Source organism: Bacillus sp. FSL R5-0447, assembly GCF_038606125.1.
In the GTDB taxonomy this organism is placed as follows: domain Bacteria; phylum Bacillota; class Bacilli; order Bacillales; family Bacillaceae; genus Bacillus; species Bacillus velezensis.
This window is the reverse complement of record NZ_CP152012.1, coordinates 3,602,230-3,618,006: the sequence shown is the minus strand read 5'-3', so window position 1 is coordinate 3,618,006 and position 15,777 is coordinate 3,602,230. Positions and strand designations below refer to the sequence as shown.

Here is a 15,777-nt window from a genome sequence, read left to right as displayed (position 1 = left end):
GAAGAATTAACGGCTTTGTTTGAGCTGAAATTCACTGATGACGTCAAATTCATCTTTGAGCTTGTCATACAGCCGCTCGTATAAGTAAAACAGCTCAATATATGTTTCGCTGTTTTTGACGTTCGGTTCATGGCGGTGAGAAATTCTGATCCAGTCCTGAACATCCTCGATCCGTTCCATTTCGCCAAGGCTGTGCAAAGCGAGGACGGCCGCTCCGAGCGCCGAGGCTTCGTAACTTTCCGGAACGAGGACTTCCCGTCCCATCGTATCGGACAAAATCTGCCTCCAAAGCGGCGATCTCGCAAATCCTCCCGATGCCCGCACGTCTTTTGCAGGGCCCGCCAAATCTCTCAGTGCGACACCGATTGAAAAGACGCTCATGATGACGCCTTCCAGCACCGCTCTGATAAAATGCTCCCGTTTATGGCGGAGGCTGATGCCGAAAAACGTTCCGCGGGCATTCGGATTCCAAAACGGCGCGCGCTCCCCTGATAAAAACGGCAGAAACAGCAATCCCTCAGAGCCTGCGGGCACTTTATCAGCGATATCAATCATTAAATCATACGGATCAATGCCGAGCCGCTTCGCCGTTTCGACTTCCGGAGAAGCGAATTCGTCTCGAAGCCAGCGCAGCATAATGCCTCCGTTATTCGTCGGGCCTCCGATGACCCAATGCTTGTCAGTCAGTGCGTAACAGAATGTCCGCGCTTTTTCATCCGTAATCGGCGCATCCGTCACCGAACGCACGGCTCCGCTTGTTCCGATCGTAACGGCCACTTCGCCTTTGCCGATCGCGCCGACTCCAAGGTTGGCGAGCACGCCGTCATTTGCGCCGATAATAAACGGTGTATCCGCATGAATGCCCATCCGTGCAGCGATTTCCGGCGCAAGGCCGCGCAGCTGATGAGTGGTCGGCACGATGTCCGACAGCTGATCTTCCCGGATTCCGGCAATCCGGAGCGCTTCTTCATCCCAGGAAAGCGTATCTAAACGGAACAGCCCCGTTGCCGAAGCGATCGAATAATCGACGACATAAGTTCCGAAAAACTCGTGCAGAATATATTCTTTAATACTGATGAATTTGGCGGTTTTCGCGAATGTCTCCTTGTCCTGTTCTTTCATCCACACAATTTTGGAAAGCGGAGACATCGGGTGAATCGGCGTACCCGTTCTTTTATAAATATCAAAACCGTTCATCTCTTTTAAAATCCGTTTTGATTGCTCGGCGCTGCGGTTGTCCGCCCAAATGATGCTTTTGGTCAGCAGGCCGCCGTTTTGATCGACAGCTATCAATGAGTGCATGGCGGTGCTGATACCGATTGCAAGCAAATTGTCAGGGCTCAGTCCGGCCTTTGTGACGGCGCCTCTGATGCTTCCGATAACCGCTTCCAGAATGTGCTCAGGATCCTGCTCGGCCCATGCCGGCTTTGGCTGTATCAAATCATAGTGAACCGAATGCTTGGCTAATACTGTGCCTCTTGGTCCGAACAGAACGGCTTTCGTACTGGTCGTGCCGATATCCAGACCGATAACAGCTTGGGTTTCCTTCATAATATATCCCGCCTAATCTGATTGAATAATAAGATAGATTGATAATGTATGCCCTTACAAAGTCAATTATAGGAATAATTTTTTTATAAATCAACGATGAAGAAGAAAAATTTTTTCATAAAATTGCCTCAATTCCCGCTGTATCGGCATTTTCTCTTTTGAAAAATAAATATTACAAACGTTTGTGCGCGATCATTTTTCTGATTTGCTGCAAGTTGGCGAGCGTTTTCTCCTGCCGCAGCCGGGCCGTGGCGAAATACAGGGTATCAATGACCGACAGCTGGGCAAGCCTTGCGGACATTGCTTCCGTTCTGAAAGCCGTCTCCCTTGTTGACGTATACAGCACCACGTCGGAAATCTGGGTGAGCGGCGACTTTTGGTAGCTTGTAATGCCGATCGTGCCGGCGCCGAGCGATTTGGCCGTTTTCACCGCGTCGAGCACGTCCTTGTTGCTTCCCGAATGAGAAATGCCGATGACTGCGCTTTCGGGACCGAGAAGACCCGCCGACATCGCCTGAAAGTGAGAATCCGTGTGCGCGATGCAATTTATACCCGTACGCATAAATTTGTGATACGCGTCTGTGGCGATCAGCCCGGAACCGCCGTTTCCGTAAAATTCGATTCTGTCTGCGCGGTGGATCATTTCTACCGCTTTTTCAACGTCGGCCGGATCTAATAATTGAAAGGTATCGGTCAGACCGGAAATGTTTGTGCGGAAAACTTTCCGGATGATGACTTCAATATCGTCGTCGGGGCTCATTTCTTCATGAATGTGCTGCACCGGCTCCTGAACGATCTCCTGAGCAAGCGCGATTTTTAAATCCTGATAGCCGGAAAAACCGAGCCGTTTGCACAGCCTGAAAATCGTCGCTTCAGAGCTTTTCGTTTTTTCCGCCAGCTGAATGATGGAAAGGTGAACCACGTCTTTCGGTTCCTTCACGATATGGTCTGCAATCGCTCTTAATTTTGGCGACAAACCTTTGCTGGCCGCCTGAATCTTCCCGATGCTGCTTGAATTCACAGGGGTCATGCTATAACCTCCCTACTCGAATGTAAACGCATACTTTTATGATAAAGCAAGTTCTGTCATAAGGGAATCAGGTTTTGTTTTCTTTACCGCAAATGAAAGAAAAGAGAAAAGTATATCGGGGACACCGCCTCAATGACACTTCATACATCCGGTTTTTACAAAAAGTGATCGTTCTCTGAAAAGTGCCGGTGCCCAAGTCGCCGGCCATAAGTGTAAGCTGTCCTGTTACAGTTCAGTTTCTAGTGAGTTGCCAGCGCTTGAAGTTCCAGATGAATTTCTTCAAATTAGTGTTCCGCCATTAGCAGTCAGTTCTTTATTAACTGGATTGATCAAAAGAGAAGGATCATTAAGCAGGAGAACACTTGAGAAGCACAGGTCTAATCAGCTTCTGGAGAAAAACTTCAAATTAATATAATAATCTAATTGCTCTGAAACGCGTACCATACATTATACTTTCAATGATTTTTAAACTCTGAGGAGGAAATTCACATGAAAGTAATTGCAATTGACTTAGATGGCACGCTGTTATCAGAGAACTTAACTATCCAGGAACAAGATGTAAGAGCTTTAAAGCTCGGACAAAAACAAGGTCATCTTGTAACAATCGCTACAGGGAGAGCTTTATTTGATGCAAAACACATCATCAATAAATATGATTTGGATTTTCCGATTATTGCTTCAAACGGCGCTCAAATTGATGTGGGAAATCAGGTAATATTCGAACATTTTATGGATTCAGATGTAATTCAACCTATCATCACATGGTTAAATAAAGAAGAAATCTATTATCAGCTTTACTTATCTGACAAAATTGTCGTATCAAATCAAGGAATTCAGCAGCTTGAAAAAGAACTTTACAATACAGTAATGGAAGAACCTCATTTTAATCAAGAAGTATTTTGGAATTCTATTAAAGCTCAAATCCATCAATACGGGTTAGAGGAAATACCGGGTACAATTGACCCTATCGATTATCGGTATGTCATAAAATGTATGATCGTTTCGCCAAACCAAAGAAAATTAAAAAAAGCTAAAGAATATTTTGGACAACTGAAGAAGTGTGCCGTAACGAGTTCAGGAGCATTCAATCTTGAAATCACAAGTGCAGGAGTAGATAAAGGAGCGTCATTAAATAAACTTTGTGAACATTATGGAACGGATGCGCGGAATGCAATCGCAATAGGTGATAATTTAAATGATCTGCCTATGTTTCATGCAGCAGGAATAGGGATAGCCATGGGAAATGCAGATAAGAAGCTTATTCAATTGGCTGCTTTTAAAACGTTATCGAATGATGAGTGTGGTGTATCTTATGCTTTTCATCATTACATTCTGACGAAAGAAGAAGACCCTAAACCGCGGAGTATACAGCCATGAGCCATTTTGTGAAAAGGTGTTTAATCTATATTGCCGGATTGTTTATTTTATCCGTGGGGGTTGTATGTATGATTAAATCTAATACCGGGATTGCCCCCTGGGATGCTCTGAACGTGGCTTTATCAGAACTCATTGGCCTTACAATCGGATCATGGGTTTTCATTGTCGGAGGAATCCTTATCTTTATAAACAGCCTCATAAAAATGCGGTTTCCTAATCTAGCCGGTTTTATTCCGATTGTTATTATTGGAAGTTTTGTTGACCTTTTAAACCTAAAGGTTCTTTCGTTCTTAAAAACAGATGCTGTCATTCTTCAATGGAGTTTATTTTTGATAGGGTTGTGTATATTGGCTATGGGAATCGCTATTTATTTAAGAGCATCTTTTCCTTCGATACCGAATGATGAATTAATGTTGGCTATTACTGAACGTACAGGTTGGGGTATTAATATTACAAAGACGATAGGGGAAGCTTTAGCTTTTGTGCTTGCAATCATTCTTCAGGGGCCGATTGGGATAGGAACCATCATTGTGCTGCTATGTCTGGGGATATTAGTAGGTTTATTTGACAAACTATTACACAAGATGGGGAAGCCCCGTTCTATCTATAGTGTGGGACAGGAAGGCGCACATATTCATGGAGGCCATGATAAAACAATTCATTAAATGCTTATTTTCCCTTGTGTTGTTCAGTGTAAAATCCTGATAACGCTGTCTAAGAAGGAGTAACAGTAATGACAAACATTACAGAGATAGCAAAGAAAGCGAACGTTTCTCGGACAACAGTTTCCAGAGTTCTCAATAATCATCCTTATGTAAAACCTGAGAAGCGGGACGCTGTGTTAAAAGCTATGAAGGAATTAAATTATGTACCGAATTTCAACGCGATTAACCTATCCAGGGGGAAGACAAATGTATTCGGAGTCATTGTTCCTAAAATCAACCATCCGTTTTTCAGTAAACTGATTGCCGGAATAGGCGAAGAGTGTAATAAACATAATTACAGTTTACTTGTGCACCAATCAAATAACGATCCTGAACAAGAAATGGAGTTTTTTAACAGACTGAAATACAAACTTATTGACGGTCTTATTTTGGGATCCTGTGTAAGCCCCCCTCACGTACTCGACGAGATATCTGGGTTTGGCAATATTGTTTCCTGTGAAGCTTCTGCAAGCAAACAGGTTGCACATATATTTATTAATCATGAGTCAGGAATCAAAATGGCAATTGATCATCTGCGAAATCAAGGACATCAATCCATTGGTCTGTGTATAGGAAATCCTAAGAGCGGTGTTGGCATAAGCAGAAAAAAATCATTTTTTCACTTTCAAAATGAATACGGATTGAAATGGAGTGATAATTGGTACTTTGAGGAACAGTACACTATTGAGAATGGTATAGAAATAGCAAAATTATTGCTAAATAAGTCACCTCGTCCTGCGGCAATGGTTGTAGGAAGTGATTATGTTGCGGCGGGGATCATTTATGAAGCGAAAAGACAGGGAATACGAATACCTGAAGAACTGGCGGTTATAGGATTTGATAATCAGCCGATATCTAAGGTAATAGAACTTTCAACGATACATCAACCTATTAAAGAGTTGGGACAAACAGCAGCAAATTTATTATATAACTTAATGAATAACAAAGATGTCCCCAATATAAATAAGTTGAACCTAAAACTTATGAAAAGAAAGTCAACTTAAAAAGACCACTTTATGGTGGTCTTTTTTGCTTAGCGCAGAACCAGCTCTGGGGCAGGCGCTTTGAAATGAGCTCTTTTTTTCGTTTCATCTATAAAACTGAAGGGCTTCATGGATAGGTTTTCAAGTTCATTTAGGAAATGACAAGCTTTTAATGGTACAAATGATGTCATATTCCATACAACTTTCTCATTAAAACCTATAGCACGAATATTATGCATAAGCCGATCAATTGTGTAAGACCCTGCTGCTACATACCCTTTCCCTTGATACCACAGATTATTCCCTTCAATTTTCTCCAGTGATTGGCCGCACATGGAATCTGTGTCAATGCGATCTGTCATTGCTATAATACCCTTAGAGCCAACAAGTTCTACAACCCGTCGTGCAACTTCTAAGTCTACATGTTCACTATCAAAATTCATACAAATGGTTAGTAAACCTTCTTTCGCGGCTCTCATCAAAGTACCGGGAACTTCTCCGACAAGTGTGTTGATATTATCTATGTTCCATTTATCTAACCGAGCATCTTTTAACCCCTCTAATCTATGTACTCTTTCTTGGGGTGTTCTCCAGGTGTGTTTAAAATTGTTTGGCATATCATTAAACAAATGATCTGTTAAAACGGCATCTGATCCAGTGTAATTGCTGCGTTTTTGCGCTGTATCTATAACTTTCATTATAAGTTCAGAGGTTTCCTCCGGGTATGCTTTTTGGAAGTGACCCAGCGCCGGTTTTACTCCAGCCTCCACAAGTGTATCCACAATCCATTCTAAACTCGGATGTTCTTCTGTCATATATTTCTTTAGATAGGAGTTTTTAGTCATAGCATCTGGGGACAGTACAGTATAAATAAGACCGTATTCTCCGCAAGAAGCGATCTTTTCCCATTCTTCTTTTAAGGGTGCCCAATTCCCTTTTTCCGGTGTGCCTGCAAAGCTGGCCAATAATGGTCCTTCTAGTGAAATACCTAAAATATTACGGTAACGTCCCTTTCTCTTTTGTGTATGGAACTCTTTCATAAAGGCTGCAAATTGATCTAATTGATTATGAGGAAGAAAAATAGAGGGTACACAGAAAATCCCTTCTATTTCAGCTAGTGTATTGATCTTTTCAATATCTAATTGATCTAAATTGCTAAAATCATAGTGACCGATTCCATGACAATGAAATTCTACTGGAAGAGATGGAACTAAATAAGAACCTGATTTCTTAAAAATTCCTTCTCCTCCAATGTCGAAGTTCAGCCATTCGTTATTACTATAGGTTATATCAGCGATTTTCATTACTCCATTTGTTTCAAGGTAAGCCGGGCTGTTAAATGATGTGCTAGACTGCATAGGAAACGCCTCCTGGAAATGTTTATTTAGTATTCAGTGAAGACACATCATCATCTTAAAGTATGAAACCCGTACCATATCAACCTTTTATTATCACTTTTTGTAAAAATATAGGTTTTTTATTCGACTTTCTACATCTGATGTTCTCGTTATTGTTATTTGTATCCTGAAACTCTCCTTTAAACACTCAAAAACACTAGCTGTAACGCCACAAATGCTTCTATACTGTTTCGTGTTACGCCAACTAGTGTTCTCCACGAGTTTAATTTGTGGAATTGGTTTCATGTCAATAGCTTTAATAAATGGAATATGACTTCCGGGTATAGAACCTTGTGGAGTCATTGGAGTTGAACGATTAGAAATGAAATGTGTACAGTTGCTAAGCTGGGATACCAGCATAAGAGTAAAACCTTTCATATTTCTGCTAACTTTTTGCCGCTCAGTCCATATATCGTGGAAAACCTTTCGTCGGAATTTCTGTTTGAACAATATATATAAAGTGCTGATTACGCTATATTAGGGGCCGGCTCACCCCGCATATGAATTTAAACATGTTCAGTCAAAATGTCTTATATAGGTGATAAGAAAACCAGCGGCAAAAATTAGTATTGACTTTGAAAATAGAAGACTGTATATTATGTTACTATATTCAGAAAATAAAAACTCAAGAGATTCATTTAACATAAAACACTGTGAACGGGAGCAGTAAAAGAATCCAATCAGAAAAAGAGAGCCGCGGGTTGGTGCAACGCGGACTGATTGTTCTTTGAACTCGCCCGGAAGTGGCAGGGCGGAACGGAATTATCGGAATATTCCCTATGTCCTAACGGCTGACCTTCGTTAAAAGGTTTTTAAGCTGGATTCCGGATATTCGGGATCAACAAGAGTGGTACCGCGGCTGCCTGAGGCACGCCGTCTCTTTTCTAAAAAGAGGCGGCGTGCTTTTTTATGTGATGAACACTTTTTGCGAGAGGGCGTGTGATAGATGGAAAAGGACAAGCAAACGTTAAAACGGACGATGTCGTCCAGACACATTATGATGATGGCGCTTGGAGGCGCAATCGGGGCCGGGCTCTTTAAAGGCAGCAGCACGGCGATTGATGAAGCGGGGCCGTCCGTGCTGCTGGCCTACCTCCTCGGCGGAATCATTCTGCTGTTTATTATGCAGGGGCTGGCCGAAATGGCTGTCAGAAACAAACATGCAAGGACGTTCCGTGATTTGGTTCAGCAGTCTCTCGGGTCGTACGCTGCATACTTTTTAGACTGGATCTATTGGAAAATGTGGGTGCTCAATATTGCCGCTGAGGCGGTCGTAGCCGCCATTTTCATTCAATATTGGCTGCCGGAATGTCCGATATGGATATTGGCTTTGATCATTTCCATTGTGGTGACGGTCGTAAACATGCTTTCTGTGAAACTGTTTGCCGAGACGGAGTACTGGCTCGCGCTCATTAAAATTACAGTGATTGTCATCTTTATTTTATGCGGGATTCTGCTATTATTTTTCTCATTCGGCAATCACACGGCGCCGGGGCTGTCTCATTTAACGGATCACGGAGGGTTTTTCCCGCATGGAGCGGGGGGTGTCATTACGGCGATGCTCGTCGTGATCTACTCATACGGCGGAACGGAAATCATCGGCGTCACGCTGGCGGAGACAAAAAACCCCGAAAAGGTGATCCCGAAAGCTGTCCGAAGCACGTTAACGCGGATTGTCGCTTTTTACTTGCTGCCGTTTTTCATCATCGTCAGCCTGATTCCTTGGAATCAAGTCAACAGCGTTCCCGAAAGCCCGTTTGTCATAGTATTTAAGATGATCGGAATTCCGGGTGCCGACCATATTATGAATGCCGTCATTCTTCTTGCGATTATCTCGTCTATGAACTCGGGACTGTACGGGTCATCCCGCGTCTTGTTTACGCAGGCTTCTGACGGCCGGCTGCCGAAAATCTTTTCAAAACTATCGAAGAAAAAGGTTCCCGTTTATGCGATTCTGACTTGTACGTCATTTTTATATGTAGGCGTCCTGATTTCTTTATTCGCAGGAAGCCAGACATTTAATTATTTGATGGGTTCCCTCGGCTATACCGTGCTGTTCATCTGGCTGATTATCGGATTCGCCCATTTGAAATCAAGAAAACATTCAACAGAACAGCCGGCTTATTACGTCAAATGGTTCCCGTATACGACATGGTTCGCGGTGCTTGCGCTTTTGGCCATCCTAATCGGAGTAATTGCGACGACGTCCATCGTCATCACATGCATCACTGCGGCCATCTATCTCCTCATTACGGCTGCGTATCTCGTGAAAGGGAGACGTCAATAAATAAAAAAACTCTTGCCCCGCGGCAAGAGTTTTTTTAATGAACGGCCTTTTTTTCTGCGGCCAGAGCAGGTGTTTTCAGTTTCTTCGGTGTTATATTCACAAAACAAATGCTTGTGACGATCAGAAGCAGTCCGGCTAAAAGGCTGACGGTCAGCGGCTCATGCAGAAATATCGAGCTGACGACAATAGATATGAGCGGGATCAGGAAGGTGTAAGAGGCAACCTTGCTTGCTTCCCCTGAACCGACAAGCGTAAAAAAGGCGAGCCAGCCGAGCGCGATAACAAAAACTGAAATGAACAGAAGGCTGAGAATGAACGGAGCTTTCCATTGAATCGCTGAAAAGCTTTCTGAAAAATGGCCGGAGCTGACAAGCAGCACGCCGCCGATCAGAAGCTGAAGAGCGACCATCCAAATAGAGTCCGCGCGTCCGCCCGTTCTTTTCACATATACCGTGCCGAGCGCCCAGCTGACCGCGGAGCCTAAGGCCAAAAGAATGCCGGCGATGGAAATATGGCCTCCGAAACCGGCTGCGCTGATGACGGCGACACCGGCAAAGCCCAGAATAAGACCGGCTATTTTTAAAGGATACATCGATTCCCCGAGCCACAGCCAAGAAAAAACGCCCATTAAAACCGGCTGGAAAAACACGATGGCTGAAAATAAGCCGGCAGGCAGGTAATTCAAGCCGACCGTTTGCAGGCCGTAAAATAAAGTAATATTTAAAATGGCAGAAATAAGATAGATCGGCCACGTTTCTTTAAAACGCAGCTTTTTAAAACGGGGCAGCGCCACCATTAATAATAGAAGTCCGCCGATCAGCGTGCGGATTCCGGCAAACAGAAGAGGCGGCGAATAGGCAAGTGCGGCCTTTGTCAGCGGCCAGTTAATTCCCCACACCGTGACTAGAAACGCCAGCATAAGAGCCGTCTGTATTTTCGAAAGCTGTTTCACGTCGTTCACTCCTTGTAGAACAATTCCATCATATGATACGGTAATCAGTAAGATAAATAAAATGAATCTTTTTTATAAGGAGCATAAGTAAAACGTTATGACGATTACACAACTGCGGGTTTTTGTTCAAATCGCTGAAACGGGAAGCTTTACAAAAGCGGGGCAGGCGCTGAATATGACGCAGCCCGCTGTCAGCCATGCCATCTCTGCGCTTGAGTCAGAGCTCGGCATCAAGCTGATCATCCGCGAGCGCCGCAACGGCGTAAGGCTCACGGACACGGGCGGAAAAATTCTCGTTCATATCAGAGAGGTGCTCAAAGGGATAGAAAAAGCCGAGCAGCTGGCGGCCGCGGAAAGAGGGCTTGAACAGGGAACGATTCACATCGGCACATTTCCGGCCGCTTCCGCTTATTTCATTCCAAAGCTGATCAGCGTGTTTAAAAATCGGTATCCGAAGCTTGAGCTGGTACTGCATGAAGGAACGGTTAACGAAGTAAAGGAATGGCTCCGCTCCCGGGTAATAGATGTGGGGATCACTCTTTTTCCTACGGAAGACATGGAATATCTGCCGCTGAAAAAAGATAAAATGGCCGTCGTGCTTAGAAATGATCATCCGCTTTGCAGCTGTGAGTCAATTACTCTGAAAGATCTTGACCGACAGCCGATGATCATCTGTGACGGAGGATACGAATCACCGTTTATTGATATGTTTAAGGAGGCAGGATCTGTGCTGACTGCCGCATTCACTGTTTACAACGTCAATACGTCCATCAGCATGATTAAAGAAGGGCTGGGGATTGCGATATTATCACAAATGTCTATGTCGGGAATATCGCTGCCGGACAATGTCGTGACAAGAGACCTGAATCAGGCGGTGTACCGCGATGTTCTGCTTGCCGTTCCGTCCGTAAAGGAGGCTTCATTGGCGGCAAAACTTTTTATTCAAATCGCGCAGGAACTCACAAAGAACGAATAAAAAAGACCCTAATAATCATAGGGCCCTGAATCTTATCGGTTAATTTTAAAAGAGTTTGTCGTATTGACAAGTTTTGAACCGCTGAACGTGGCTTTGACACGATAATAACCTGTCTTGCATCCTTTTAAAGGGAATGACTTAGTTACGTGATATTTGAAAGTGAAGCTTGTCTTTTTGCAAGTCGTCCATTTCTTTCCGGACTTTCGCTGTAAGTATAGGTTTCCTTTAAAGGTTCGATTTGACGGATACGCTGTACTGAGAGTAAAATCGACACTTTTCGCTTTTTTCGTGTAGTAGGAGGCATCGGTAAATCCGCTTACATTTAAATTCTGCTCAGTGCCGGAATAAAAGTCTGCGGCGTATGCCTTATCGGTGTTTCCTGTAAAGAAGATAGCTGCCAGTAAAGCTGTTGTGAGTGCCATTAAGATTTTTTTACGCATATAGACAATGACTTCCTTCCTATTCAATATCATACATATCTTAACATTATTGGGTTTGTTCTTTCAACGATAGATTTTCACTTTTATAGGATGAAAAGCTCATCATATCTGAATGTAATAGATTCATTCATACAAAGTTCACTAGTGACGACCGCTGACTGATTGTTCGAAGATCATCGAATCAAATTGTTTAACTCACGGGAAAAGCTGTGGTAAGGTGTGTGGTAGAGACCTTGTTTAAGATCTGCTTACACTAAACCATAAAGGAGAAAACGATGGCTGAACATACATTGAAAGATACTGCGTTTTCCGTATTGAATTTATCGCCGGTCGTACAGGGGGGAACGGTTGCTGAATCGTTCCGCAACAGCATGGATTTAGCGCGCCGCGCCGAGGAGTGGGGCTATAACCGCTATTGGCTTGCGGAGCATCATAATATAGAAGGAGTCGCCAGCTCGGCAACGGCGGTGCTGATCGGCCACATCGCCGGCGGCACGAAAAAAATCCGCGTCGGTTCTGGGGGTATTATGCTGCCGAATCATTCTTCACTTGTGATCGCGGAGCAATTCGGAACCCTTGAAACGTTGTATCCGGGGCGGATTGACCTGGGGCTCGGACGCGCGCCGGGGACCGACCAATTAACGGCGAGAGCCTTACGAAGAAACATAAACAGCGGGGAAGATTTTCCGGAGCAGCTTGAAGAATTGAGAAATTACTTCAAACCGTCCGGCAATGTGCGCAATCAAGTCCGCGCCATTCCGGGCGAAGGGCTGGACGTGCCGATCTGGCTTTTGGGCTCAAGCGGCTTCAGCGCGCGTCTTGCGGGAGAGCTCGGGCTTCCGTTCGCCTTTGCGGCTCACTTCTCACCGAAAAACACCGTGCCCGCCCTTGAGCTGTACCGCAGCTCCTTCCGTCCGTCAGACGTACTGGATCAACCGTACGCGATGGTCGGCGTCACCGTCATTGCCGCCGATACGGACGAAAAGGCGGAGCATCTGGCAACATCGCATTATCAAAGATTTTTAGACCTCGTCCGCGGCACGCCGAACCAGCTGAAGCCTCCTGTTGAAGACATGGATCAAATCTGGTCGCCGTATGAAAAAGCGATGGTCAATGAACAGCTCAGTTCAACGATCGTCGGCGGACCGGAGCGTGTGAAGGAAAAGCTGGAAAGCTTCATCCGGACAACACAGGCGGATGAAATCATGGTGAATTCAGAAAGCTTTGAGCATGCTGACAGAATGAGATCATTTGAGATCATCGCCGAATTAAAAAACAGCTGAGCAAAAAAAAGCAATGTGCCGCGCACATTGCTTTTTTTATTCGCCGATCCGCCTGACTGAATTCCGGATGACGAGTTCCGGTTCATACACGACGTCATCCTTCTTCGGTTTTTTATGCTCTAAGCAGTCGATGACGTATTTTGCCGCCGCTTTCCCCATAATGGATTTCGGATGCTTGACAGAGGTGAGCTTCACCTCGGAAATCTGGGCGAAATGTGAATCGTCATAGCCCATGACCGATACGTCATCAGGCACCTTTAACCCGAATTCCCTGAGAAGATTAATCGTCTTCAGCGCAATTTCGTCATTGTAGCAAAGAATGGCCGTCGGGTGTGATTCGCTGTTTTGCTCAAGGGTATGTTTAATTTTTTGAAGAAGCACGGTTTCTTTTTCTTCAGTCGTGTAAGTGACGATCATGTCCGGAGACGGGAAAATCCCGCGCTCCCGATGCGCCTGCAGATAGCCGTTCATCCGTTTGACGCCCTGCGTGTCATCCGCTTTAAAGATTCCCATAATGTGCGTGTGGCCGAGGGACATGACGTATTCGCAAGCCATCATGCCGCCTTTGACATCATTGACGGAAAAGCTTGGTGCGGCCAGCTCCGCATAAGAGGCGTTAATCATGGCAAACGGAATGCCGTTTTTCTCCAGATTGAGATAGTAGCCGATGTTGGGCGTCTGCAGCGCGCTTTTCGTAGGCTCGACAATCAGCCCGTCTATATTTTTGGACAGCAGGTTTTCAAGACCGCGCCGTTCACTTTCTGTATTGTTGTTGGTGCTCGTCAGCAGCATGGAATAGCCCTGTTCGCTTAAATAAGATTCGATTCCCCTGATAATGCTCGGGAAAATATAGTCTGATATGTACGTTGTAATGACGCCGATCGTTTTGTTTGAATGCATGGCTGATTTCGCCGTGCGTGAAGCGACGAAGGTGCCTCCGCCCTGAACGCTGTACAGCAGCCCCTGCGAGACCAAATCTCCGATCGCCTTTCTGATGGTATGGCGGCTGACGCCGAACTGCTGCATCAGCTCATTTTCCGTAGGCAGCTTTTCGTCCGGCTGTATTTTTCCTTGATTCAGCCATGAACAAATTTCTTCTTTTACTTGAGCATATTTCGGTAGCATATCAATTCCTCCAAAATGTATACGGACAAATTCCAGTATAACATAGTAAGCCCTTTCATCAAGCTGTAAAAATAATTGACAGATTATGAAAAACTGCTTATTCTTTATTTGTACGTACTAATTTTCCTTATTTTTAGATAAAATTCTTTATAAGTACGTACAAATGTGGCGGTTCTGAAGAAAACAAAGCAACATCAAGCGCCGCACTCAGATTTGTAAGCGTTTTTATTCTATTATTCGCGGGAGGGTAAAATTCATGAAGAATCACCCGGCACCAATTGGCTCAAATGTACCTGTCACTCGGCAGCATTCCAAGTGGTTCGTCATTCTCATCTCATGCGCGGCCGGACTGGGAGGGCTTTTGTACGGTTATGACACGGCGGTGATTTCCGGCGCCATCGGTTTTCTGAAAGATTTGTACCGCTTAAGTCCTTTTATGGAAGGGCTCGTGATTTCAAGCATTATGATCGGCGGTGTTTTCGGCGTCGGGATTTCCGGATTTTTGAGTGACCGTTTCGGACGGAGAAAGATTTTGATGGCAGCGGCGCTGTTGTTTGCGGTGTCAGCGGTTGTCTCTGCGCTTTCTCAAAGTGTGTCTTCCTTAGTGATCGCCAGAGTCATCGGCGGTCTGGGAATCGGCATGGGCTCCTCGCTTTCTGTCACGTATATTACCGAAGCCGCTCCGCCGGCCATACGCGGCAGTCTGTCTTCACTGTATCAGCTGTTTACGATATTAGGGATATCCGGCACTTATTTTATTAACCTCGCCGTCCAGCAGTCCGGCTCGTATGAATGGGGAGTGCACACTGGCTGGCGGTGGATGCTCGCTTACGGCATGATTCCGTCCGTCATCTTTTTTATCGTGCTGCTTATCGTGCCGGAAAGTCCGCGCTGGCTTGCGAAAGCGGGGCGCCGGAATGAAGCCCTCGCCGTGCTGACGCGCATTAACGGCGAGCAGACCGCGAAAGAAGAAATCAAACAAATCGAAACGTCTTTACAATTAGAAAAAATGGGGTCATTGTCTCAGCTGTTTAAACCGGGGCTGAGAAAAGCGCTTGTGATCGGGATTCTGCTGGCTTTATTCAATCAGGTCATCGGCATGAACGCAATTACGTATTACGGGCCGGAAATTTTCAAAATGATGGGCTTCGGACAGAATGCGGGGTTTATCACGACATGCATCGTCGGTGTCGTTGAAGTGATTTTCACCATTATCGCGGTTCTTTTAGTCGATAAGGTGGGCCGGAAAAAGCTGATGGGGGTCGGATCTGCCTTTATGGCGCTGTTCATGATCTTAATCGGGGCATCCTTTTATTTTCAGCTGGCGAGCGGTCCGGCTTTAGTCGTCATCATATTGGGATTCGTCGCCGCTTTCTGCGTATCGGTCGGGCCGATTACGTGGATCATGATTTCGGAGATCTTTCCGAATCACCTCCGCGCACGCGCCGCCGGTATTGCGACGATATTCTTATGGGGGGCCAACTGGGCGATCGGCCAGTTCGTGCCGATGATGATCAGCGGGTTAGGGCTCGCGTACACCTTCTGGATATTCGCCGTCATTAATATTCTCTGTTTCTTGTTTGTCGTGACGATCTGTCCTGAGACGAAAAATAAATCATTAGAAGAAATAGAAAAACTCTGGATAAAATGAAAGCGTTTTACGACAAAAGTC

13 protein-coding genes and 1 other annotated feature are annotated in these 15,777 nt (G+C 45.0%); of the genes, 7 read left to right on the top strand and 6 right to left on the bottom strand.

Translation table 11 applies throughout. The features are described 5' to 3' along the window. Window positions 1–6: 6 nt before the first annotated feature. Together gntK and NYE68_RS18310 are read right to left on the bottom strand one after the other, a co-directional pair. On the bottom strand, window positions 7–1,551 hold the full coding sequence (gene gntK, locus NYE68_RS18315) for a gluconokinase (RefSeq protein ID WP_015418255.1): 1,545 nt from the start codon (window positions 1,549–1,551) through the stop codon (window positions 7–9). A 172-nt stretch (window positions 1,552–1,723) separates the two neighbouring features. Continuing rightward, window positions 1,724–2,581 carry a MurR/RpiR family transcriptional regulator gene (locus NYE68_RS18310; RefSeq protein ID WP_003151588.1) on the bottom strand — a complete coding sequence of 286 codons (858 nt, stop codon included), beginning with the start codon at window positions 2,579–2,581 and terminating at the stop codon, window positions 1,724–1,726. 489 nt (window positions 2,582–3,070) lie between these two features. Here NYE68_RS18310 and NYE68_RS18305 point away from each other — a divergent pair, with 489 nt between their 5' ends. The 3 genes from NYE68_RS18305 (at window position 3,071) to NYE68_RS18295 (ending at window position 5,666) form a co-directional block, all read left to right on the top strand. Beyond that, window positions 3,071–3,958 carry a Cof-type HAD-IIB family hydrolase gene (locus NYE68_RS18305; protein WP_015418254.1) on the top strand — a complete coding sequence of 296 codons (888 nt, stop codon included), beginning with the start codon at window positions 3,071–3,073 and terminating at the stop codon, window positions 3,956–3,958. Beyond that, window positions 3,955–4,623, top strand: a complete 669-nt coding sequence (locus tag NYE68_RS18300; RefSeq protein ID WP_039253782.1) for a DUF6198 family protein — start codon at window positions 3,955–3,957, stop codon at window positions 4,621–4,623. Before NYE68_RS18305 ends, NYE68_RS18300 begins: the two co-directional genes overlap by 4 nt. Window positions 4,624–4,691: 68 nt before the next feature. Beyond that, window positions 4,692–5,666, top strand: coding sequence for a LacI family DNA-binding transcriptional regulator (locus NYE68_RS18295; protein ID WP_007407368.1), 975 nt, complete (start codon window positions 4,692–4,694; stop codon window positions 5,664–5,666). 29 nt (window positions 5,667–5,695) lie between these two features. On the opposite strand, the gene NYE68_RS18290 is transcribed toward NYE68_RS18295, so the two are convergent. After that, entirely contained in the window at window positions 5,696–7,003 is a 1,308-nt protein-coding gene (locus tag NYE68_RS18290) for an N-acetylglucosamine-6-phosphate deacetylase (RefSeq protein WP_324636374.1), read from the bottom strand. A 683-nt stretch (window positions 7,004–7,686) separates the two neighbouring features. Next, window positions 7,687–7,926, top strand: a binding site (T-box leader). 62 nt (window positions 7,927–7,988) lie between these two features. Between NYE68_RS18290 and NYE68_RS18285 the strand changes: the two genes are divergently transcribed. Then, entirely contained in the window at window positions 7,989–9,329 is a 1,341-nt protein-coding gene (locus NYE68_RS18285; RefSeq protein WP_007407366.1) for an amino acid permease, read from the top strand. 34 nt (window positions 9,330–9,363) lie between these two features. Here NYE68_RS18285 and NYE68_RS18280 read toward each other — a convergent pair whose 3' ends face one another. Next, the gene (locus tag NYE68_RS18280) at window positions 9,364–10,281 is read right to left on the bottom strand and encodes a DMT family transporter (protein ID WP_003151595.1); all 918 of its coding nucleotides are present in this window, start codon (window positions 10,279–10,281) and stop codon (window positions 9,364–9,366) included. 97 nt (window positions 10,282–10,378) lie between these two features. Between NYE68_RS18280 and NYE68_RS18275 the strand changes: the two genes are divergently transcribed. After that, window positions 10,379–11,257 carry a LysR family transcriptional regulator gene (locus tag NYE68_RS18275; RefSeq protein ID WP_064115361.1) on the top strand — a complete coding sequence of 293 codons (879 nt, stop codon included), beginning with the start codon at window positions 10,379–10,381 and terminating at the stop codon, window positions 11,255–11,257. Between the two features lie 32 nt (window positions 11,258–11,289). Here the strand turns inward: NYE68_RS18275 and NYE68_RS18270 are convergent, their stop codons facing one another. Then, window positions 11,290–11,697 (bottom strand): hypothetical protein, encoded by a 408-nt coding sequence (locus tag NYE68_RS18270; RefSeq protein ID WP_060674061.1) that lies wholly within the window; start codon window positions 11,695–11,697, stop codon window positions 11,290–11,292. 275 nt (window positions 11,698–11,972) lie between these two features. Between NYE68_RS18270 and NYE68_RS18265 the strand changes: the two genes are divergently transcribed. Beyond that, window positions 11,973–12,980, top strand: a complete 1,008-nt coding sequence (locus NYE68_RS18265) for an LLM class flavin-dependent oxidoreductase (RefSeq protein WP_007613877.1) — start codon at window positions 11,973–11,975, stop codon at window positions 12,978–12,980. A 36-nt stretch (window positions 12,981–13,016) separates the two neighbouring features. On the opposite strand, the gene NYE68_RS18260 is transcribed toward NYE68_RS18265, so the two are convergent. Next, entirely contained in the window at window positions 13,017–14,105 is a 1,089-nt protein-coding gene (locus NYE68_RS18260; protein WP_061860888.1) for a GntR family transcriptional regulator, read from the bottom strand. 256 nt (window positions 14,106–14,361) lie between these two features. Between NYE68_RS18260 and NYE68_RS18255 the strand changes: the two genes are divergently transcribed. After that, complete coding sequence (locus NYE68_RS18255) at window positions 14,362–15,756, top strand: sugar porter family MFS transporter (protein ID WP_003151605.1); 1,395 nt, start codon at window positions 14,362–14,364, stop codon at window positions 15,754–15,756. Window positions 15,757–15,777: the final 21 nt, after the last annotated feature.

Bases quoted from the DNA above. Each gene is read 5' to 3' on its own strand.
- NYE68_RS18295 (WP_007407368.1), top strand. From the start codon at position 4,692: ATGACAAACATTACAGAGATAGCAAAGAAAGCGAACGTTTCTCGGACA.
- NYE68_RS18310 (WP_003151588.1), bottom strand. From the start codon at position 2,581: ATGACCCCTGTGAATTCAAGCAGCATCGGGAAGATTCAGGCGGCCAGC.
- NYE68_RS18270 (WP_060674061.1), bottom strand. From the start codon at position 11,697: ATGCGTAAAAAAATCTTAATGGCACTCACAACAGCTTTACTGGCAGCT.
- NYE68_RS18300 (WP_039253782.1), top strand. From the start codon at position 3,955: ATGAGCCATTTTGTGAAAAGGTGTTTAATCTATATTGCCGGATTGTTT.
- gntK (WP_015418255.1), bottom strand. From the start codon at position 1,551: ATGAAGGAAACCCAAGCTGTTATCGGTCTGGATATCGGCACGACCAGT.
- NYE68_RS18285 (WP_007407366.1), top strand. From the start codon at position 7,989: ATGGAAAAGGACAAGCAAACGTTAAAACGGACGATGTCGTCCAGACAC.
- NYE68_RS18305 (WP_015418254.1), top strand. From the start codon at position 3,071: ATGAAAGTAATTGCAATTGACTTAGATGGCACGCTGTTATCAGAGAAC.
- NYE68_RS18265 (WP_007613877.1), top strand. From the start codon at position 11,973: ATGGCTGAACATACATTGAAAGATACTGCGTTTTCCGTATTGAATTTA.
- NYE68_RS18255 (WP_003151605.1), top strand. From the start codon at position 14,362: ATGAAGAATCACCCGGCACCAATTGGCTCAAATGTACCTGTCACTCGG.
- NYE68_RS18260 (WP_061860888.1), bottom strand. From the start codon at position 14,105: ATGCTACCGAAATATGCTCAAGTAAAAGAAGAAATTTGTTCATGGCTG.
- NYE68_RS18290 (WP_324636374.1), bottom strand. From the start codon at position 7,003: ATGCAGTCTAGCACATCATTTAACAGCCCGGCTTACCTTGAAACAAAT.
- NYE68_RS18275 (WP_064115361.1), top strand. From the start codon at position 10,379: ATGACGATTACACAACTGCGGGTTTTTGTTCAAATCGCTGAAACGGGA.